This is a genomic window from Arthrobacter rhizophilus (assembly GCF_026241105.1).
Lineage (GTDB): Bacteria > Actinomycetota > Actinomycetes > Actinomycetales > Micrococcaceae > Arthrobacter.
On sequence record NZ_JAPFFT010000016.1, the window covers coordinates 92,821 to 112,289 of the forward strand.

Annotated in this window: 18 protein-coding genes; 4 read left to right on the forward strand and 14 right to left on the reverse strand. The window is 59.9% G+C overall.

What is annotated here, in order from left to right; translation table 11 throughout:
- Nucleotides 1-115 precede the first annotated feature (115 nt).
- The 5 genes from OOZ51_RS14330 to OOZ51_RS14350 form a co-directional block, all read right to left on the reverse strand.
- Nucleotides 116-1,309 (reverse strand): ABC transporter permease, encoded by a 1,194-nt coding sequence (locus OOZ51_RS14330; RefSeq protein ID WP_265980387.1) that lies wholly within the window; start codon nt 1,307-1,309, stop codon nt 116-118.
- Complete coding sequence (locus OOZ51_RS14335; RefSeq protein ID WP_265980388.1) at nt 1,306-2,232, reverse strand: ABC transporter ATP-binding protein; 927 nt, start codon at nt 2,230-2,232, stop codon at nt 1,306-1,308. The genes OOZ51_RS14330 and OOZ51_RS14335 overlap by 4 nt, the downstream gene beginning before the upstream one ends.
- A gap of 103 nt (nt 2,233-2,335) precedes the next feature.
- The gene (locus OOZ51_RS14340) at nt 2,336-2,485 is read right to left on the reverse strand and encodes a hypothetical protein (protein WP_265980389.1); all 150 of its coding nucleotides are present in this window, start codon (nt 2,483-2,485) and stop codon (nt 2,336-2,338) included.
- Between the two features lie 675 nt (nt 2,486-3,160).
- A complete protein-coding gene (locus tag OOZ51_RS14345) occupies nt 3,161-3,751 on the reverse strand; it encodes an HNH endonuclease (protein ID WP_265980390.1) in 591 nt (196 codons plus the stop codon).
- Between the two features lie 212 nt (nt 3,752-3,963).
- Nucleotides 3,964-4,434 carry a hypothetical protein gene (locus OOZ51_RS14350; protein WP_265980391.1) on the reverse strand — a complete coding sequence of 157 codons (471 nt, stop codon included), beginning with the start codon at nt 4,432-4,434 and terminating at the stop codon, nt 3,964-3,966.
- 929 nt (nt 4,435-5,363) lie between these two features.
- On the opposite strand from OOZ51_RS14350, the gene OOZ51_RS14355 reads away from it, so the two are divergent.
- Nucleotides 5,364-5,546: a YegP family protein gene (locus tag OOZ51_RS14355; RefSeq protein ID WP_265980392.1), complete on the forward strand. Its 183-nt coding sequence runs from the start codon at nt 5,364-5,366 to the stop codon at nt 5,544-5,546.
- A gap of 72 nt (nt 5,547-5,618) precedes the next feature.
- Here OOZ51_RS14355 and OOZ51_RS14360 read toward each other — a convergent pair whose 3' ends face one another.
- The gene (locus OOZ51_RS14360) at nt 5,619-5,984 is read right to left on the reverse strand and encodes a TfoX/Sxy family protein (RefSeq protein ID WP_265980393.1); all 366 of its coding nucleotides are present in this window, start codon (nt 5,982-5,984) and stop codon (nt 5,619-5,621) included.
- Between the two features lie 498 nt (nt 5,985-6,482).
- Between OOZ51_RS14360 and OOZ51_RS14365 the strand changes: the two genes are divergently transcribed.
- A protein-coding gene (locus OOZ51_RS14365; RefSeq protein WP_265980395.1) for an IS3 family transposase occupies nt 6,483-7,630 on the forward strand; the annotation gives its coding sequence in 2 pieces (ribosomal slippage) (nt 6,483-6,756 and nt 6,756-7,630; 1,149 coding nt in all).
- A gap of 11 nt (nt 7,631-7,641) precedes the next feature.
- Here the strand turns inward: OOZ51_RS14365 and OOZ51_RS14370 are convergent.
- From OOZ51_RS14370 to OOZ51_RS14405, 8 genes are all read right to left on the reverse strand, one after another.
- Complete coding sequence (locus tag OOZ51_RS14370) at nt 7,642-7,971, reverse strand: hypothetical protein (protein ID WP_265980397.1); 330 nt, start codon at nt 7,969-7,971, stop codon at nt 7,642-7,644.
- Nucleotides 7,972-8,096: 125 nt separating this feature from the next.
- Nucleotides 8,097-8,426, reverse strand: coding sequence for a muconolactone Delta-isomerase (locus OOZ51_RS14375; protein ID WP_265980398.1), 330 nt, complete (start codon nt 8,424-8,426; stop codon nt 8,097-8,099).
- A 144-nt stretch (nt 8,427-8,570) separates the two neighbouring features.
- On the reverse strand, nt 8,571-10,064 hold the full coding sequence (locus tag OOZ51_RS14380; protein WP_265980399.1) for an NAD-dependent succinate-semialdehyde dehydrogenase: 1,494 nt from the start codon (nt 10,062-10,064) through the stop codon (nt 8,571-8,573).
- A 190-nt stretch (nt 10,065-10,254) separates the two neighbouring features.
- Nucleotides 10,255-11,628 carry a dihydrolipoamide acetyltransferase family protein gene (locus OOZ51_RS14385; protein WP_265980400.1) on the reverse strand — a complete coding sequence of 458 codons (1,374 nt, stop codon included), beginning with the start codon at nt 11,626-11,628 and terminating at the stop codon, nt 10,255-10,257.
- Between the two features lie 34 nt (nt 11,629-11,662).
- On the reverse strand, nt 11,663-13,870 hold the full coding sequence (locus tag OOZ51_RS14390) for an alpha-ketoacid dehydrogenase subunit alpha/beta (protein ID WP_265980402.1): 2,208 nt from the start codon (nt 13,868-13,870) through the stop codon (nt 11,663-11,665).
- A gap of 541 nt (nt 13,871-14,411) precedes the next feature.
- Nucleotides 14,412-15,068, reverse strand: coding sequence for a GntR family transcriptional regulator (locus OOZ51_RS14395; protein WP_265980403.1), 657 nt, complete (start codon nt 15,066-15,068; stop codon nt 14,412-14,414).
- 220 nt (nt 15,069-15,288) lie between these two features.
- Nucleotides 15,289-15,936, reverse strand: coding sequence for a hypothetical protein (locus OOZ51_RS14400; RefSeq protein WP_265980404.1), 648 nt, complete (start codon nt 15,934-15,936; stop codon nt 15,289-15,291).
- Nucleotides 15,937-16,629: 693 nt separating this feature from the next.
- The gene (locus OOZ51_RS14405; protein WP_265980406.1) at nt 16,630-16,842 is read right to left on the reverse strand and encodes a hypothetical protein; all 213 of its coding nucleotides are present in this window, start codon (nt 16,840-16,842) and stop codon (nt 16,630-16,632) included.
- 443 nt (nt 16,843-17,285) lie between these two features.
- On the opposite strand from OOZ51_RS14405, the gene OOZ51_RS14410 reads away from it, so the two are divergent.
- Nucleotides 17,286-18,140: an Ntn hydrolase family protein gene (locus tag OOZ51_RS14410; RefSeq protein WP_265980407.1), complete on the forward strand. Its 855-nt coding sequence runs from the start codon at nt 17,286-17,288 to the stop codon at nt 18,138-18,140.
- A 311-nt stretch (nt 18,141-18,451) separates the two neighbouring features.
- Complete coding sequence (locus OOZ51_RS14415) at nt 18,452-19,138, forward strand: hypothetical protein (RefSeq protein WP_265980408.1); 687 nt, start codon at nt 18,452-18,454, stop codon at nt 19,136-19,138.
- Nucleotides 19,139-19,469 lie beyond the last annotated feature (331 nt).

The window sequence follows — 19,469 nt, forward strand, 5'->3', positions numbered from 1 at the left end:
CCGGCCCATTGGCGGAAGTGCGGTCGCAGAAGGACACCCCACGCCTGGCGAGATTGAGGCTAAGTATTGGGTCGTAGACTCGATTCGGGTTACTGATGCCCGTTGTTCTTTGCGATCAAGACTTTGGCGCCTTGCGCGGCAGAGCTTGCCCGCCCCTGTACACGCGGACTGCAGCCAAAGTGGTGACCACGGTGGTTATCACGACGATCGTTGTGCTGATGACGAGTTCCACCAAGCTGATGTTTCCGAGTGCATTCCGGAAGAGCAATGTGCTGGGTGCAGTGAGTGGGAAATAAGTCATTGTCTGAACTGCGATCGATCCGGGATTCTCCGAGATCACGCCCAGAATGTAGCTCGGCGAGAACATCGCAATAATAAACAGGGTTGCGAATGCTGATCCTTCACGCACGCTCTTGATTTTCGCGCCAACAGCCGCATGAACCGCGATCATCATGGCGACTCCGAGCAGTAGCGTCCCGAAACCCACAAGCATCTTTGAACTGTCAAGGACCCAAGTGCTAAATGCCGGGAGTGGCAGTCCAAGACTGGGTCCGATGGCAAAGTAGGCGACTACGATCGGAATGACCATGATGGCAAGTTGAAGGGCTCCCAACACAGTGGTTGCGACCATCCTTGCAAGAAAGACGCTGGACGCGGTCACATCGACGAACAGCACCTCGCGTATCTTCTGTTCGCGTTCCTCGGCAAAACCTCCGATTATTTGGTTGCCAAGGAAGATCGTCATGGTGAAGTACAGAAACAAGAACAACATCGGAACCGCTACGGCGGCCAACCCCAGATCCGGAACTCCGTTTCGATAACCGGCTCTGTCTACTTCGACACTGGCAGTTAGCGATTTCAGAATCTGGGGCGAGTCGACAGTTCTTGCGACCGACATCTGCAGAAGTTGTCGGGCAAGAGCTGTTGACTTTTGATCCGCGACAAGGCCCACATTGTTTTCAAAAATTTGAATCTTGCTGCGAGCCACGTCGCTTGGGTATACGATCAGTGTCCGTATTTTGCCAGTCTTCACGTCTTCTTTAGCTTTGTCCACGTCCGTAGCGAGACTTCCACCAGCCCGTCTGGCCAGATCAGCGTCGATCAAGCCGGAGTGGTCGAGGTAGTGAAACGCAAACGTTGTCAGCCCAGATACGTCCGAACTCTTCCGGATGGCACTTTCGCTGGACTGCACTAGAAAGGCCAAGAGAATCATGAATGCCGGCACCATTAGTGACGCAATCCAGAAACTCTTCCTTCTCAGATGGCGCCTGACGTCAAAAGCAACAAGCTGTCGGTTTGGGCCTGTCATCTGCTGATCTCATCCTCCGCTTGCATCGATTCTCCATACGTGTGTACAAACACTTCATCCAGGGTTGAGGATCGAGTCTGAAATCCAGTCACCCGGACCCCGGCGTTCATCAAATCCGAGAGCAGACGCTCCGGCATCCGGTCCTCACCATCCCTGTGAATCAGGGCAGCACGCCCTCTTCCCTGGAGCTCTAATGGCCAGTCATTTATGAGGGATGGAAGGTCTCCCAGAAATGTGAATTCCGTTCGGATCTCCCCGAGATCTCTTTTGGCGTCGTGGACCGTTCCCAAGTAATGCTGAGCTCCATCGTCTAGGAAGAGGATGCGCTCAGTCAGGTCGTCGACCTCCTGCATCTGGTGAGTGACCAGGATCAGTGTCACCCCTCGGCTAGTGCGTTCTGCCACATACTTGTTAAAGAAGGCTTTGTTGACCGGATCAAACCCTCGCGTGGGCTCATCCAGCACCAAAAGGTCAGGATCCCCCATGAAGGTGATTCCCAGATGAACCTTTTGCTGCTGGCCGTTCGATAGGGCCTGGATCGGCCTGAAGGCCAGCGATCCCAACCCCATCTCTTCAAGGTATTCGTGAGCCTGGCCATCGGCCGCTCTAGAGTCGAGACCCCGCAAAGTGCCGAAAAGCCGCAGGACGTCAATCACCCGATCACGCTGGAAATGCCCTCGATCCTCTGGCAAGTAGCCGATCCGGGTCGGGTCGCCAGGCTGATACGAGTTCCCGGCAATATGCACGATCCCTTCGCTCGCTTCGACCAAGCCGAGCAAACACCGGACCAGAGTCGTCTTGCCGGATCCGTTGGGCCCCACTATGGCCATCGATTCTCCTGCGTCGATATTGAATTGGATTCCTTCAATTCCCGTAACTGAGCCGTAGTGCTTTGACAGCTCCCTAACTTTTACCAGTGCCATGTGCCCTCGTTGGTTGGCTGTGTCTGTGGCTCAATTAGTTAGCCGTGTCTGGAGCCGACCTTGGTCGGCTCCAGACACAGCCACATAGAGACGCAGTACAGACTTACTTTGCTTGCTTCTTGTAGACGAACCACGTCGCGAGACTTGCCCCCGCCGCGGCTAGGGATAGGATCCCCATGATCTGGTTGCTAGAGAACGCAATGATGGCAACGATCAAGAAAATGACGGCCGCAGACAGGGTTAGAACTTTCATGGATCGGTTACCCACATCCCAAGGCCAACGACAGGCCGCTAAGTGTGTATGAGATCCCAGCAATGACGAGTGTTGCGCCACCGGTAAATGCGGCCGCGATCAGCGCACCTGTCGTGATGATGTGTCCAAGGAATCCCAGGATGCAGTTAAATTGTTGCCAGTTCATAATCCCCCCAAAGGGTTAGGTTGACTTATTTCTTGGTTGGGACGGATCAGTCAGCCGTTGAAATACTGACGGCTCCGTCCTAAAAGGAAAATACGGCCACGAATGCCATCTAGGTGTGGACTCGATCACGTCTAGGTGTGTTTTGGGGCTGAAATGGGGCCGATCTAGGTGTGACATCGGTAAAATAGGTGGAGAGTTGCTTGCTTCTAGGTGGAGGTCTGCGCCCTGCTTGACCGAGGCGGTGTTGAAGATTACGGCTGCCGTCCGCGCAAAGGGTCGCAGTAGGAGCGCACTGCACAGCTAACCGTCGTCAGCACCTAATCGCCCCGCCACCCACGCCGCAATATGCTCCGCGTCCACGCCCGCCGCGCCGACTCCGGACGAGCATGGCCGTCAATCCCGGCAGACCGGCCACATGACCGCCTGGTGATGGATCGCTGCAGAGATCCAAGCACCATCCAGTTCGTCGATCGGTTTCTGCGTGTCACGTCTGGCTCGGGGTCGGCCTCTCAGGGCCGAATGGTTTGAATGGGCGGACTCACTTCCCTGCGTTCGCCCACGCGCACGAGTTCCTGGGCGCCGAAATACTCAAGCCGCCGCCGTCCAAGTCTCTTCTGTATGCCCGGCGACGGGATCCGGACGCCTTTCGCGTGGTTGCATCGGCTGCACGCGGCAACGAAATTCTGCAGTGAAGTTGCGCCACCCTTTGACCAGGGATAGAAATGATCGCCGTGTTCAGCACGGCGCGAACACCGCCGGTGAAGGCCGGCCTCCATTTCGCACTGCCCGTCGGCTCGTGCCATGCCTTCCCGGCGTTGCTGCCGCGTGAAGCGACGTAGAGGGTCGCGGCGGCGGACATCGCTGCCGCGAATGACGGCGGAAACCACAACCAGGGCGACGAAGATCAGGCCAGGCACTGCGACCGCGGCAAGGGCCGCGTCGAACCTTGGTCGCAGGATGTCGATAAGCGAGCCGGGTCGCTGGCTACGGACAGAGTGCGGGACAGCAAGGATGCCGGCGGCAAAGAGCCATATGACTGTGCCGAACATAACGAGGCGGAGCGCCCACCGTGTCCAATAGATGCGCCTGAGTTCCAACATCGTGCCCCCAAATAACGCGGCCCATTTGGTGCCGCATTCGAGGTGCCTGGTCAGATAGATCGTAGCGTTAAGGCCTCAGCTACACGGCAGGTCCGCATCGGAAACGTCTCGGGGGAGGCAGGGCGCCGCCTCGTTTGCAGGCCATGGCGGTTCCCGCCTACTTCTTCCCTAGCGAGTGCTGCGTACTTTCTTCATGATTCCCCCATTTGTTCTTATTCGGATAGTGATGTCGTTGACTTATTTGTTGTTTGAACCCGGATTCTTACCACAGCCCCTTCGGGATCGGCTGCGGAGATGATCCATCGGCGGCTGGCTGTTTCCAAGGCGACCGCAGGCCCTCCCACCAGCAGACCTCGGGTGTTCTTACTCAAGATGCGGAGGCCATAGCCCTCAGAAAGGGACGTATCCGGGGCTCTGGTTACTACTGAAAGGTCTGAGAGCGGAATTGCTGTTGAATAGAAGGGCTTACAACGTAGGACGATATTCTCCTCCGTGACGGCGACGGAGACGGTCATTCGAAGGATCAGCCAGGCCAGAGCCGCGATGCCGGCGGCGATCAGGAGCCCCGGCAGTAGGATGCCCCCGACTTGGGCAGAGATGACAATGACGATTGTGGATGCGCCGACAATTCCCCAGATCAAGCCTTTGGAATCACGCGCAAGCCGGGCCTCAGATATCACCATGTCTTGTCCCCAATCCGCCCGCACTCGGCAGCGAGTCTTGCTATCTCCGTGCGAGAAAGGCTATGGCCCAGATCGGCAACTAGGTGGACGAAACCTCAAAATGAGTGCTGAAAAGGCTGAACTAGGTGTCACAAGGGCCCAATCTGTGTGTACCCGGCGCTTGATCTAGGTGTATTTGTCCTCAGACACTCACCGCCCCGCCAGACACGCAGCATCCACACCCAGCCCGCCGACAATCGATGACATCGCGAACATGGCTCCGCGCTGCACACGCTAGGCGAACCGGGCCTCGACACCGTCGCCAAGCATTCGGCGAGGTCGTCCCTGAAGGGGAGTTCGCCGTCGTCGGCTGCTCCGCCCGCCACACAACCCGACTCACAAATTGGGTAGGCGCTGTGGGCTGAATCCCGTCATAAATTGCGCCTTAGCCAAAATTGGTTGATATGACGTGGGTCACTTATGCTGGTAAGGGGGTCATGCAGCTGGCGTTCTCGATTTCGCACGAGTAGGTCAGTCATGGTATCGATTCAACCCAGTCACACCCATCTCCGTGGTCAAAAGGTTGGCCACCCCGACGTTCGCGCGGCACTACGAGGTGCAAGTTGGACACGAGGCTCCTCCAGCGAACTTTGGCGTGGCTGCCTACCCAGGCCAAGCGCGGTTCAAGAACTGTTTCGGCGGTGGCCATCTGTGCCTTCGCGCGAACTGGAACGCATCCGCGGTGTGCTTCTTCACTGCGATGAAATTTCCCATTCGGACTCAGCTCACAAGCTCTCTGAACCGGCCCAGGTGTTGCTGGACCTCGTCACGGGCGAACTAGAGCGTCGGCGCGAAGCAGGAAATCATCAGCCATTCGGCGGTAGCCCAGCCGCCGGAGCGCGGGGAATGCCGAAGCTCGTTCCCGGACGCCGGCGGGGAGAACTTCTCTGATGGCCGGACACTTCGAAGTGTTCACTGACAACGGAGGCACCTGCAGGGTCAGGCTGGTTGACCAGTTCGGGAAAGAGCTTGCCGTCTCCGCCCCTTTCGGCGACAAGGACGCCGCAGCCCGCGGAATTTATGCCCTCCGTGAGATCGCGGCGAGCGGGCTCATTGAAGACCACACTTGCTAGTGGCTCACCGCCCCGCGACAAACCCCGCAACGTAATCAGCATCCACGCCAACCAAGTGACGGGCCGTGTCGATCACTTCTTCGACGAGCGCGGTTTCGCAGCTTTCGGCGGAAGAGTTGCAACGTATGTGAAAGCCTTCTCGACCCAATCCGCCGTTTGCTCTTCGTCGCCGCTCCAAGCTACGGGCAGGCCGACGTAGCCGCCCATAGCGCGGCCTTCCGGGCCGAACGGAAGGGTCTCGTTGTCAGCCTCGATGGACGCCTTGTCGGCGTCGGAAAGCCTGACGCCGATCATCGGGCCGAACAGCCCGGCAAACATGTTGCCGTTCACGAAGGCACCCAGGTTGCCGAACATCGGCTTGACGACCACATCCGGGTTGTCTGGCAGGACCGCGCGGAAACGGTCCTTGTCGGCGTCGGACGGTTTGGGTATCTGCATTTGCCTGCTCCGGGGTAGGGATCGAAAGCCTAGGACTCCTGAAGCATACGACGCGAGGGTGCGGGCTCCCAGCGTCAAGGCATTGTGCCCGGCGCGTTTCATCCAGGAAGCGGTCGACGCCCGTTTAGTCCTGCCTGTTTCTCCGTGGGAACCAAGGAACTCCAGGTTTGAGGCCAAGGACGAAGATGAGGAACGTGATGCTGAACATCGCAACGCTAGATGGTGACGGCGTCCGTATCCAACCTGCTGTGACCCAGGAAAGCAGCGACTGCAGTGCCAACTCGGCGCCCACCGAGGCCGCGAGAAGGTACAGCCGTCCCCGCACGGTCCTTGGGGTTAACAACTTGTGTTTGGTAGACAACTGGTCAGACTCCAATCTGCACGTAGAAGCTGGGGTGGCGATGCAGCGCAGACCTACTGGTTGGGTCCCCGGGTAGAAGTCCAGTGTTTGTGTGAGTTTCGTGTCCGAGAATGGACACAGGAGGAAATTCACGAATCATGGCACGCAGACACACCCCCGAACAGGTCATCGCCAAAGTCCGGCAGGGCCAGAAAATGCTCAACGACGGGCGCCCGATGGTCGAGGTCATCAAGGAGCTCCAGGTCACCGAGGCGACCTGGTACCGGTGGCTGAACCAGTACGGGTCCGAGAAGAACGCCGAGGCGTCCAAACGGACCAGGGAGCTTGAGAAGGAGAATGCACGGCTCAAGCGGCTGCTGGCCGAGAAAGAACTGGCCATCGACATCCTCAACGAGGTGGCGAAGGGAAAATTCTGAGCCCCGAACCCCGCCGCCGTGCCGTGCGCATGGCGGTGGAGAAGTTCGGGGCGTCCGAACGCTTCGCGTGCAAGCTCATCGGGCAGAACCGGTCAGCGTTCCGTAAGAAGAAGCCCGACATGGGCTTCGAGGAAATGCAGCTCCGCGCAGCTTTGCGCGCCATCGCCGCGAAACACCCCTCCTGGGGCTGGCGGAAGGCCCGTTGGCACCTGCTGGCCCAGCCGGAGTGGGACGGCGTGGCGCTGAACCGGAAGCGGATCCGCCGGCTCTGGCGCGTCGAGGGCCTGGTCTGTAAACCCAGGGCGCGGAAGAAGCGCCGCACCGGGCCCGGCGCCGGGGAGCAGAAGCGCCTCACGGCGCAGTATCCAATGCATGTGGTCAGCTTCGACTTCCAGTCCGATGTGACCTCCTGCGGGCGGCACATCAGGTTCTTCAACGTCATCGACGAATACACCCGCACCGCCCTGGCCATCATCCCGCGCCGGTCCTTCAAGGCCGCGGACGTGGTCGCGGTGCTGGAGAACATCATCGCCGAAACCGGCAGCGTCCCGACCTACGTCAGGTGCGACAACGGCCCGGAATTCACCGCCCGGGCGCTGATCGACTGGTGCAACACCGCCGGCGTCGACACCGCATTCATCGACCCGGGATCACCCTGGCAGAACGGCTTCATCGAATCCTTCAACGCCCAATTCAGAAGGGAACAACTCTCCGGAGAAATCATGGACACCATGGCCGAAGCGAAGTATTTGGCGGAGGAATGGAAAGCTATCTACAATCATGAACGGCCCCACGGATCCCTGAACGGCATGACGCCGAAACGCTACTGGGAGAACTGGACGCAAGAAAACCAATTAGCTATCGCATAAACGCTGGACTGCTAACGGGGGCCCAACCATATTGACCATTGCACGGTATAGGCGGTAAGTGCTGGCCAAACAGTCAGCCACTCACGGGCCCGTTCCCAGAATGTTATTGACTTGCTATCCGGTCTGATAGTCCAAGCTTCGCGGGCATCCACATCGAGCCCCTTCATCAATCGTGTTTGTTCTTCCAAGAGGGCTAGGATGCGTTGTCGTTCTTTGGCTCCCGCTCGGGGCCAGCCAATAACGTGCTCTGTAAGCAAATCAATGGGCTGGCTTAGATCGTCATAAAATTCCCACTCATCTTTAGACTTCTTCTCCCAAGCAACCACGTACACATTGGACATGCGGACCATCCATTCGGGCCATGATTCCAAAATCCGTGCCAAGGGCGAAGCGTCGTCTCCTGACATCAGCAGTCTGGTCCATGCAGACCTCAGGGCAAGGAAGTCGTCCGGCCTCGCGGCATGCTCTAATGAGCGTCTAACCTTGAGGTCGGGCCAGGATCACCCGGGTGGGGTTCGAGGCTGTGGATTGTTATCTCCATGAATTGGGAGAGTGGGAGCGAGTCCAGAGCGGTAACGAGCGCGGCAACATTGGGTTCACGCCAGAGGCACCAGTTGCCCCAGTAACCTGGTGTTCGCCACGCTCGCAGCAGTTCGCCTGAACCGGCAAGTTCTTTGGATCGGGCGCGTTCGGCCCGGACAAGCGCATCCAGACTATCTCGGTCAATGTGTTCTGGAATCGAGATGACAGCAGTAGTTAGAAACTCCATGGTCTCCTTAAAGTTCTCGATGAGCATGTGGCACTTCTGATCCCTTGACGGCCTTTTGACGTGTTGCGCAGACGAACTCTGACAGCTTCTGACCACGACCGGTCGGGTGCCGTGTGAAAGGGAGTCTCGGGCCGCCACATTTGCCTGCGCGGCGACCCGGATTCAGGGCGGTTAATCTGCGTAGGGGTCTGCGATGCTGATGTACTGGGTGGTGGTGTATTCGGCGATGCCTTCAGAGCCGCCTTCGCGGCCAAGGCCGGACTGCTTGACGCCGCCGAAGGGCGCTGCCGCGTTGGAAATGACGCCGGCGTTGAAGCCGACCATGCCGAATTCGATTTGTTCGGCCACGCGCAGGAGCCGGTTGAAGTCGCGGCTGTACACGTAGGAAGCGAGGCCGTATTCGGAGGCGTTGGCCAGGCGGATGGCGTCTTCCTCCGTAGCGAAGGTGGTGACGGGTGCGACCGGCCCGAAGATTTCCTCGCCCAGGATCGCGGCGTCGTTCGGTACGTTTCCCAGAACGGTGGGCTGGTAGAAGTAGCCGGGGCCGTCCACGGGTGCGCCGCCGGTGAGCGCGGTGGCTCCAGCGTCGACCGCCGCGGCCACCAGGGCGTGCACGTCGTCGCGGGCCCCGGCGTCGATCAGTGGGCCCACCTGCGTGTCGGGGTCGGTGCCCCGGCCGGTGGCCAGGGCACCCATGGCTGCAGCGAACTTGGCCGTGAACTCTGCTGCAACGGATTTCTGGACCAGGAACCGGTTCGCGGCAGTGCAGGCTTCGCCCATGTTCCGCATTTTGGCGGCCATGGCACCTTCGACGGCCTTGTCCAGGTCTGCGTCCTCGAAGACGATGAAGGGTGCGTTGCCGCCGAGTTCCATGGAGGTCCGCAGGACGTTCTGGGCGGCGTCCGCCATGAGGCGTTTGCCGACCGGGGTGGAGCCGGTGAAGGAGACCTTCCGCAACCGGGAGTCCTTCAAGAGCGGTCCGGAGATGCCAGACGCTGACGAGGAGGCGACGACGTTGAGGACCCCGGCGGGCAGGCCGGCGTCGAGCATGGTCTGGGCGAAGTACTGAGCCGTGAGGGGTGTGAGTTTGGCGGGTTTGAGGACCATGGTGCAGCCGGCTGCGATGGCGGGGGCTACTTTGCGGGTGGCCATGGCCAGCGGGAAGTTCCAGGGGGTGATGAGCAGGCAGGGGCCGACGGGTTTGTGCTGGACGAGGATCTTGTTTTTGCCTTCGGGGGTGGTGAGGTAGCGGCCGTAGTCGCGGACTGTTTCTTCGGAGAACCAGCGCAGGAACTCGGCCCCGTAGGCGACCTCGCCGCGGGCTTCGGCCAGCGGTTTGCCCATTTCCAGGGTCATGAGCAGGGCGAAGTCCTCCGCCCGGGCGGTCACCAGGTCAAAGGCGCGGCGCAGGATCTCGGCCCGCACCCTCGGCGCGGTCCGCGCCCACGACGCCTGCACGGCGTCGGCCGCGTCGAGGGCGGCAACCGCGTCCCCGCTGGTAGCCGAGGCGAGGGTGGCGAGAACCTCGCCCGTAGCGGGATCATGCACCTCGAACGTACCGCCGTCGGACGCGTCCCGCCACTCACCATTGATGAGCAGGCCGGTGGGCACGGACGCGAGCAGGGACGCCTCCCGTGCGGGAGAGAGGACTGTGGACGTCGTCATATCAAGGTCTCCTTAAAAAACTTTTCGTGATCAGAGGTGTCAATAGCTGGCGGCATCGACGCCGCCGGCTGCTTTTTGTTGGTCCTCGGCGTGGGTCAAGCCGACGACCAGGCACGCAACTTCCTTTCCGGCTCGGACCGAACAGCGGGGGCGCAGCGTATGTGCTGCTGCTTCTCCGGGCGGTGCCGGATCAAATAAGGATGGCCAGCGGATTTTCCATGCAGGTCTTGAAGGCATTCATCCATTGGGCGGCTACTGCACCGTCAATGACCCGGTGGTCGGCGGACAGGGTGCAGGTCATCATGGTCGCGACTGCAAGTTTCCCGTCCGTGACGACTGCCCGGGGCTCGGCGGCACCAACGGCCAGGATCGCTGACTGCGGTGGGTTCAATATGGCCGAGAACTGCTTGGTTCCGAACATGCCAAGATTGGTGACGGAGAAGCTGCCGCCCGTGAGTTCGTCCTGGCGGATCTTGCCGGTCTTCGCCCGCTCGACGAAGTCCCCGATGGTGACGCTGACGCTGCTAAGTGAACTGGAATCGACGTTCCTCACCACGGGTGTGAGCAGCCCTCCATCGACGGCGATGGCTACCGAAATGTCCGCGGAACTGAATTGAAGCTGCGCTTCATCGGTCCAGACTACGTTGGCCTGCGGGACGTCGCGAAGGGCAAGCCCCCCTGCCTTGACGACGAGATCGTTGACGGTGATTTTCCGGCTTGAAGACTCATTGATCTGCTTGCGCAGTGTCATGAGATCATCCATCCGGACGTCTGCCGTCAAGTAGAAATGCGGCACCGTGCTCTTGGATTCGGTCAGGCGCCGTGCAATGGCGCGGCGCATTTTTGTGTGCGGGATGCTGGATGTTCCGGCAGCTGTGGCCTGCTGCACGGGCGGAGCCGGCGTTGCTTGGGGCTCCGCCTGCTGCGTGGATGACGGCATGGCGACGCCCGGGGCAGCCGGGGTCTGGGGTTGCCGGGATTGGGCGGTGATTGCTTGCTCTACGTCGCGGCGGATGATCCTCCCGCCCGGGCCGGTACCGGTGAGGACGCTTACATCCAACTGGTTCTCCTGGGCCATTCGGCGGGCCAAGGGGGAGCTGAAGATGCGGCCGTTGTGGTCGCTGCTGGTGTGAACGGGGGCGAGCACCGAGGGCGGGGCGTCGGCGCGTTCGCGACTGCCGGGGGCTTCCACGACGGGGGTGTTGGTTTCCACGGACTCTGCGGGTGTGGTCTCGGCCGGGACGGCTAATCCGGGGGTTGCCGCAGCGGTGCCTGCATCCGTCCCGACGCTTTCAAGGAGCGAGGCAACCTGTGCGTCGGTTTCGCCGGATCCTTGGATGATGAGGATCGGGGTGCCGACGTCGACGCTGGTCCCTTCACCTACGAGCAGCCTGGCTATGACCCCGTCGGCTTCGGCCTCGATTTCGATTGTGGCTTTTTCGGTTTCAACTTCGGCTATCGCGTCGCCGGCGGCTACTGTGTCCCCTTCCTTTTTGAGCCACGTGGACAGCGTCGCTTCCATGGCATTCGCCATAACTTCGGGCATGTTCATCAATGCGGGCATTTCTTATCTCCCAGTTATGTCTTGGACGCCGGACCTAGAGGCCCTGGCCGTCTTTCATGGACTGCAGCGCTGCTGAGACTTCGGGCTTCCCGGCGAACGCTGCACGTTCCAGGACCTTGGAGATGCTGGGAGAGGCTTCCCCGCCGGTGACCCTCTGGATTGGCTGGTCGAGGTAGTCAAAGTACCGGCGCTGGATTTCATCGCTGAGCCAGCCCCCATAAGAGGTGCCTAGGGCGCCCTGCTCGACAATGAGGACATTGTTGGTTTTCTTGATGCTCTCCCCGATGGCATCCCAGTCGATGCTGGCGCGGTCAAGCCAGCGCAGATCAACGACGTCAGCGTCGACTCCGGCTTCATTGACCGCTTCCAGGGACGGCAAGGTCATGGCACCGTAGGTGAGGACAGTGAGGTCATTGCCAGTGCGGCGAATGGCGGCTTTGCCGAAAGGGATCTGGTAGTCGAAGTCGTCGACGGGCAACTGGCCCGTGCTCGTGTACAGGTCAACGTGCTCGATAACGACGACGGGGTCCTTCAGTGTCAGTGCGGCGTTCATCAGTCCGACGTAGTCGAATGGTGTCGAGGGCGCGACAATCCGCCATCCGGGCGAGGTGGCGAACATGCCGGCCGGGTCCATGGAGTGTTGTGAGCCGTAACCGGTGCCCATGGCGACTTTGGACCGGAGGACTAGGGGCATTTCGCCGGTGCCGCCGAACATGTGCCGCGCCTTGGCTATTTGGTTGAAGATTTGGTCCCCGGCAACCCACATGAAATCGGCGTACATGAATTCAATGACGGAAGTGAAGCGGCCGTCCATGGCCATGCCGCCTGCCAGGCCGGCAAAGGCGTTTTCGCTGATGGGCGTGCCCAGGACGCGCTCAGGGTGCGCGTCTTTTAGTCCGCGGGTGGCACCGTTCGTTCCACCCTTGAGCCGGTGGACGTCTTCGCCCATGACGACGATGGACTTGTCCGCATCCATGCGGGCCTGCATGACGTCAGCGACGGCATCGATGAATTTTCCGTGCTTCAAGGTTCCCGAGAAGGATGACTCCTCTTCCGTCCTGACGGAATCCAGTTCTGTGAGGTCCCCGCGGATACCCACGTCGACGAAAGACGGGTCCGGCCACAGGGCCGGGCGGATACGGCGTTTGCCGGCCTTGCCCTCAGGATCCTGTTCCGTGAGCTCGGCTACAGCGAGGCTGCATGCGGCCTTGATCCGGTCCGTCATCTCAGCGATAACTTTCTCGTCCAGGTGGCCGAGTTTCTTCAGCTCACTGGCAACCCGGAGAATCGGGTCACGCTCACGCCATGCCTTCTCTTCTTCTTTGCTGCGGTAACCGAAGGCGCTGCCGGGAAAAGGCCCGTTCTGGTGGAAGTAGCGGTAGACCTCCGCTTCGATGACTGCCGGGCCACCGCCGCTTCGCATGTGCTCGGTGGCCTGTTCCATGGCCAGGTGCACCGCGAGTGGATCCATGCCGTCGACCCGCCAGGATCGGATTCCGAAACCGGGGCCGCGGCCCGAGAGGCGCGGTTCACCCGTCACCTCGGAGACGTGGGTGGAAACGGCATAGAGGTTGTTTTCAATAAAGAAACAAAGGGGCAGCTTCCAGGCGGCCGCCAGGTTCATGGTTTCCAGGACGGATCCAATGTTGGTTGCACCATCGCCGAAGTAGGAAACGGTGACGTCGGTCCCTGCGTCGGCTGTGGCGGAATGCTGTTGCGCCCAGGCGTTACCGGCTGCCAATGGGACACCGCCCCCGACGATGGCGTTGGTGCCCAACGCGCCGGCCTCCATCCATTGCAAATGCATGGAGCCGCCGCGGCCGTGGCTGAAGCCCTGGTCGAGGCCGAGAATTTCCGCGAGCGTCCGTTGCAGATACGCCTGTACGTCCGGGGAAACGGGGTTGACGGGGTCGATGCGACCGCCGTTGCCGCGGGCCAGGTGAGCCAAGCCTTTGGCAAGAAATTGGTGATGCCCTCGGTGGGAGCCGTTAACGCCGTCTGTCGTGCGCAGGTTCACAATGGACCCTACTGCCCCGCCTTCCTGTCCGATGCTGGAGTGCGCGGGGCCGTGGACGAGGCCTTCTGCTGCAAGTTCGAGTACGGATTCCTCGAAGGAGCGGATGATCTGCATTTGGACGAGCATGGTTTTCAGGAGAGCAGGGTCTGCCTTTTTCCAGTCTTGGTCAGTAGTGCTCAGCTCGACCCAGTCAACATTGGGGGTCAGCGGTGTTTGGCGGGTCATTGGTATGTCCTCAGATTGATGTCGCTGCTGTGCGACGTGATTCCGGTCACTTGCATCTAGACTAGCCCAACCATTGGATCCAATTAAAGCTCCAAAAGCGACAAATGTGCTTGCTCAAGGGTACCTTTGGGCGCCATATGAGAGACCATGGATCCATTACTCGAAGATGGGAATTGACGGCGGTTGGCGGGTTTGCGGGGCGAATGGCCTGGAGGCGCCGGTTTTTTTGTCGTCCGAGAGGAGATCCGCATCACCAGTTGTTACGTTCCCGGACGCCTGCAACTGAGTATGGCTTCCGCTACGCCGGGGAGCGAAATGGGTTCCTCGCCAACCCGGATAGCTAGGCTCACCGATGGTTTCTCAAGAAGGAGCCCTGCCTTGGGCCGGGCGCATCAGGACGCGCATTCGAGTAGGTCGTCATGGACAAGTGCCAGCTCCTTGGCCCCGAGTGGATAACATCCATTCTCGTGACGCATGCCGAGAAGCCGAAGGTGGGCCTAGTAGCGGATCATGACGGAAGCGGCCGAGCATCATCTTCCGCTCATGGGGAGCTGAAGATATGCGGGTGGTTTGCGAGCTCCAACCGGGTCCTCCGGATGTGGCCAAGCAGAACCCGCTGCGCTTCTTCGACGTCGCGCCGCCAGATCGCTTCGACCAGCAATCTGTGTTCGCTCTCGATGATCCACCGCCGTTCACGCCCCATCAACCCAGTAAAGGCGCGGCGATATTGCTGGGTGGTGTTCCAGAATCTGACAACCATGCTGTGCATGGACGGCATGCTCGCACCCTCATATGTAAGCAGGTGGAACTCGCGGTCGAGCCTAAGGAATTTTTCGATGTCGTCGTCGGCCTCGATGGAGTGCATTAACGTCTCTAGCCGTGAAACGGTTTCGTCGGTGAGGTTCGGTATGCTCTCCGCCAGTAGCAACGGTTCGATGCACTCCCGGATCTTATAGATCTCCACGCATTCTTCCAGGTTCAGTTTCGAAACCCAGGCCCCTGAGTTTGCCTTGAGCGTGACGAGCCCCTCGGACTCCAAGATCCGCAAAGCTTCGCGCACAGGCAAGCGACTAGCGCCAAATTGCTCCGCTATCTCTTCCTGACGGATCCGCTGGCCAGGAGCCAGTTCACCCGTCAGCACGGCGCTGTGAATGCTGTCTGCAATTCTCCGGCTTGCGACTTTGCCTCGACTAACCATTTCGAGATTCTCCTCCGCAAATCAATCATGTGGACGACATCGCCGCCACCGCGATCAGAGCGGTACGAACTGCCCGCCTTGACGTTGCAACTGCCCGCTGCTCCCCATCAGCTGCTGCAGGATAGAGTACTTCCTAACGTACAGCAGTGATTGGATCCATAATAACGAGAGGGGAGGACAGTTGCCACTGATGCCCGAGAAAGGGTTCCGATACGCGCGGCTAAATCTGCCCACGATCTGTCTCGCCCGCAGTTGGGGATGCAGGCCCCGCATCCTGTTCTTTCAATCCGAGTCCTGAAAGTTGAATTGGAACCGGACGCGGCGCGGACTTCCCAATGGGAACCGTCTTTTCCTCGTCCGGCACGGAGGGATCGGGATAGAACTCGCCCTGTAGCTTGGCTACATGGTCCGAATTGAGTGCGACGAGTTGTCCAAGCTCGCGTTCGGTCTGTTCAAGCCTCATCATCAACTGCGTCTGGTAGTCCAGATGCGTGGCAATCAGTCCTGCCGCCGCCTGCCGCCGCCCATCATTCTCGGCCTGAAGCTGTTGAAGCCAAGACCCTAGCCAGGAAGAAACTATTCCGTCGGCGAAATCGTATGAGTCTTCATCCAGGGTTCCCCGCTTGTGGGCTTCAACTAGGATCCGGATCAGCTCATTTTCAAATCCTGCCCGTTTCTCGTCTGTATTCGGAAGCGGAGCCGTCGATGAGTACGGGCTCGGTGTAAGCGTGTCCGGGTGCGAAATACGCGAGGCAACGAACGTCGGATCAGTCAGATCCGCCCCGCTCAACCCCTGTCGAGTCAGATTGGTTCCGTCAGGCCGTGGGCGGGAAGATAAGCGCCTTCTTAGAAAAAAGGGAGTGTTCATGATTTGGTCTCCGTTGCTGAGGTTTTTGGGGGTAGTTGGTAATACGGGCTTTGGGGCGGCGGGGTGCAACGTTGTGGGAGCGGACGGATTCAGCGGTCAGCTCACTTAACGGGTCAAGTGGACGCAAGGCTAAATGGAAACGGCCCTGGTACCGCTGGGCGCTGGCCGCAGCCGGGGATGCCGGCGTGTTGCCGCAAGCGGGCATATGGACGCGAATTCTTCGTTCGAAGTGGAACCGAACGACGCAGCGTCGCCTGTGCTTTCTCCGGCAGTCGCCGTAGATAGAAGGAGTCCAGGGGATCAGTGTTCTTCCTGACGGCGTTTCGGCTAGGCATGATGACCAGCTCCGTTCGCCTCGGATATCTTTGTCTGGCTCGTAAGATGCCATCCGCGGCAGTGTTCACATTTGTATCCGCGGATGACCTGCCATCCGCATTCCAGCCCGTTGGTCGAGGCCAGTGATCGCCGCTGCCGGGCATGGTTCAGGGACAATCGGACATCTTTGCGTTCGCGGAGGCGCTGTTTGCCCGTCTGCAGACAAACAGGCCAACGATGTGCTGAGGAACTTTTCATGATTGGGGGTGCTCCTTGCTGATTTCTGCCGTGCCGGAATAGCCCGGTAACAGGACATACGGAAAAACCGCACGGAAAAGGGGCCGCACCCATGGCGGGTACGGCCCCTTTCCGGTTGCCTTACTTCTGGCCGGAGCCGCCCTTCCGGGCGCCGGCGGCGCCCGTTTCAGAGCGCATTCTGGAAGCCCTCTCAGCCTCTTCACGCTTTGCCAACGCCTTGGCCTGGTCCCAAGTAGTGGCGGTATTGGAGGGCTGCTGCCCCGGTGCCGTCGAAAGGGTGGTGATGATGGCCGCCGCAGCGCCCACCTGCTTTGCTTTATCTTTCCAATTCATGATTGGCGTAACTCCTTGGCTGGTTCTCACGAGCCGGAATAGCCCGGTAATAGGACATACGGGGAAAACACCAGATAGGGGGGGCTATGACAGGTTGGAATGGCCCCGGTAGGACGGTCCTTCCGGGGCCTGAAATACTTGACACAACCATTCCCCAGTGTCCCGTTCCTTGGGACTGGAACACTTTCGCCGACGTCGGTCGAGCAGCGTGCGTAGCCGATAAGCAGGCTTCGGACTGTAGCGAATAAGGCGGCTTCACCGGGCATTAATTCGGGCAGGGTATATGCCCAGCGGCAAGGGCGGAAACACGCGGATGTGAAGAAGGCCGAAGGGCAGCGCCGGGACGTTCGATGGACGACCGGCTAACGGGCACTTTCAATCCGTCTTCCAGATAGAAGCCGAAGAATTGACTAACAGGCCCCAGCTCGTGCAACTGTTGTGCTGTGACAATTGCCCTCCTCATAAAGGTGCACGACGGAGTCGTACTCGCTGCGGACAGTGCAACGACGCTCACCGCGGCCCAACCAGACGGCTCGACTGCCATCGTGAACATCTACAACAACGCCAACAAGGTGTTCAATCTCCATAAGAAGCTCCCCATCGGTGCAATGACCTGGGGCCTCGGCAACATTGGCCCAGCGTCGATCTCGAGGCTGAGCAAGGACCTCCGCGACAAATTCCATGGAATGGGTTCCGACCCCTGGGTGCTCGACCCGAAGGCCTACGAAATTGAAGAGGTAGCTTCGCGGGCGGCGAAGTTCTTGCACGATGATCATTTTGTCCCGCTATATGAACAGGCGGACGACGAGCACAAGCCGGATCTCGGGTACCTCGTCGGCGGATACTCAAGCGACTCCGACGATCCTCGCGTTTTCGTCATCAGTACGACCGGGCCGAGCGCTGGCAAGCCTGTTGAGGTGCTGGCGGGAGATACAGGCGCGTTCTGGTGGGGCCAGCCTGAAGCCATCACACGCATCTTGACGGGCGTGAGCCTCGATACCGCTGTGGCATTGACCAACCTCGGCGTTCCCGCGCCTCAGGCTCAGCAGACGGCCGCCGCGATCCAGCAGCAGGTGCAGACTCAACTGGTCGTGGCAGCAATGCCGATACAGGACGCCATCGATCTTGCGGAATTCCTAGTGCATTCGACGATTCAATACGTCCGATTCTCGCCCGGCGGGGCGACGGTCGGCGGCCCCATTGAGATTGCTACGATCACAAAGCACGAAGGCTTCAAGTGGGTAGCACGAAAGCATTACTTCCAAGCAGGGCTCAATCCAGCGTCGGAGACAGTATGACCATGCAGAACTACCCTGGTGCGAATGTCTATCGAGCAGGTGCCACAGGCGATGCAGCGGGTGCGTCTCGACGCTCGTACGGATCGACGGTGGTTGACAGGGGCCAGGCTGCCTTGGCACCACGGGACCTTGCACGAATTCTGAAAGCCAACTCGCGGGCTAGCGCGGCGAGCCCGAAAGTTAAGAAACAGAAGTAGCCTGCCACTCGTAAGCGACTACGCGGGCGGCGCAAGCGGGTAACACCCAGCATGGCAACCGGAGGCGCCGCTCCGAGGAACGAGGAGGCGTGCACGTTTGAGGATGCTTAAGAGATGGATGCGACAGTCGAATTCCAATGGGCAAGCGTCTTGGTGCCGGCGCTGGCTGCTCTTGTGGGAGCCGCAGTAGGCGGATTCTTCACTCTGATCGCGGCTTCTAGGACGACAAAGTCCGCGGCCCGCCAAGCCCTGAAGGCTCAGCGGGCAGAATGGCGGCGCCAGGATGAAGCGAATCGTGAGCGCCTAGCGTTGCAGGAGGCGCAGCACCGCCGGGAGCTTCTAACGCGCGCAGTCGGGATTCTTCTAGACGTGCTGTGGGCCAAGGAGCGACGCCTCTGCGACGCGCTACACCTTGCCCGCACCAACCTGACGGATAGCCCAGTCAGCTCAGACGACAAGGCTCTGCAACTCCTTGGCGCGCTGGACCTTGAGACCCGTGCCGATATGTTGCGGGCTCTGCCTTATATTCACGACCTCGAATTGAAGAGCCGCCTGGAATCCGTGCAAGTGGTGGTAAACGCTGCGTACAACCTCCGGGCGGCGGGCCAGCATCATGTGACAAACGAAGAGTACTCGCGTGCAATGCTGGAGACGCAGTGGTACTTCAAGTGGTTGCGTTGGAACTTGGAGTGCGCGCTCCTCGGTGAAGCACTCCCCGCCGGGGTCACGGTACCGGACTTGCGGCGCCCGCTCAGCGAGCCCGCGTGGCCGATCCCCGAGGGAATGCCTGACCACGCATAGTTACTGAAACTCACGGGGCCACCCACAGAAGGTCACTTCCGTTGTCCACTCATGAAGGGACGAGAATCATTGAATGAGCTCCTCGCTCTCGTTGGCGTTCTAATCGGGACGGGAGGGCTCGCCTCACTGCTTAGTGGAGTAGCTTCGCTACAGCGAACCCGCCGTCTACAGAAGAGGCTCCGAGAACTCCACAAGGCTTCGCAATTCTTCGAACCCACACGACAAGAGGCCATGGTTGGGTCCCCGGGTAGGAGTGGTTGGGTCCCCGAGTAGGAGTCCAGTGTTTGTGTGAGTTTCGTGTCCGAGAATGGACGCAGGAGGAAATTCACGA

Bases quoted from the DNA above. Each gene is read 5' to 3' on its own strand.
- OOZ51_RS14330 (WP_265980387.1), bottom strand. From the start codon at position 1,309: ATGACAGGCCCAAACCGACAGCTTGTTGCTTTTGACGTCAGGCGCCAT.
- OOZ51_RS14335 (WP_265980388.1), bottom strand. From the start codon at position 2,232: ATGGCACTGGTAAAAGTTAGGGAGCTGTCAAAGCACTACGGCTCAGTT.
- OOZ51_RS14340 (WP_265980389.1), bottom strand. From the start codon at position 2,485: ATGAAAGTTCTAACCCTGTCTGCGGCCGTCATTTTCTTGATCGTTGCC.
- OOZ51_RS14345 (WP_265980390.1), bottom strand. From the start codon at position 3,751: ATGTTGGAACTCAGGCGCATCTATTGGACACGGTGGGCGCTCCGCCTC.
- OOZ51_RS14350 (WP_265980391.1), bottom strand. From the start codon at position 4,434: ATGGTGATATCTGAGGCCCGGCTTGCGCGTGATTCCAAAGGCTTGATC.
- OOZ51_RS14355 (WP_265980392.1), top strand. From the start codon at position 5,364: ATGGCCGGACACTTCGAAGTGTTCACTGACAACGGAGGCACCTGCAGG.
- OOZ51_RS14360 (WP_265980393.1), bottom strand. From the start codon at position 5,984: ATGCAGATACCCAAACCGTCCGACGCCGACAAGGACCGTTTCCGCGCG.
- OOZ51_RS14370 (WP_265980397.1), bottom strand. From the start codon at position 7,971: ATGTCCAATGTGTACGTGGTTGCTTGGGAGAAGAAGTCTAAAGATGAG.
- OOZ51_RS14375 (WP_265980398.1), bottom strand. From the start codon at position 8,426: ATGCTCATCGAGAACTTTAAGGAGACCATGGAGTTTCTAACTACTGCT.
- OOZ51_RS14380 (WP_265980399.1), bottom strand. From the start codon at position 10,064: ATGACGACGTCCACAGTCCTCTCTCCCGCACGGGAGGCGTCCCTGCTC.
- OOZ51_RS14385 (WP_265980400.1), bottom strand. From the start codon at position 11,628: ATGCCCGCATTGATGAACATGCCCGAAGTTATGGCGAATGCCATGGAA.
- OOZ51_RS14390 (WP_265980402.1), bottom strand. From the start codon at position 13,870: ATGACCCGCCAAACACCGCTGACCCCCAATGTTGACTGGGTCGAGCTG.
- OOZ51_RS14395 (WP_265980403.1), bottom strand. From the start codon at position 15,068: ATGGTTAGTCGAGGCAAAGTCGCAAGCCGGAGAATTGCAGACAGCATT.
- OOZ51_RS14400 (WP_265980404.1), bottom strand. From the start codon at position 15,936: ATGAACACTCCCTTTTTTCTAAGAAGGCGCTTATCTTCCCGCCCACGG.
- OOZ51_RS14405 (WP_265980406.1), bottom strand. From the start codon at position 16,842: ATGAATTGGAAAGATAAAGCAAAGCAGGTGGGCGCTGCGGCGGCCATC.
- OOZ51_RS14415 (WP_265980408.1), top strand. From the start codon at position 18,452: ATGGATGCGACAGTCGAATTCCAATGGGCAAGCGTCTTGGTGCCGGCG.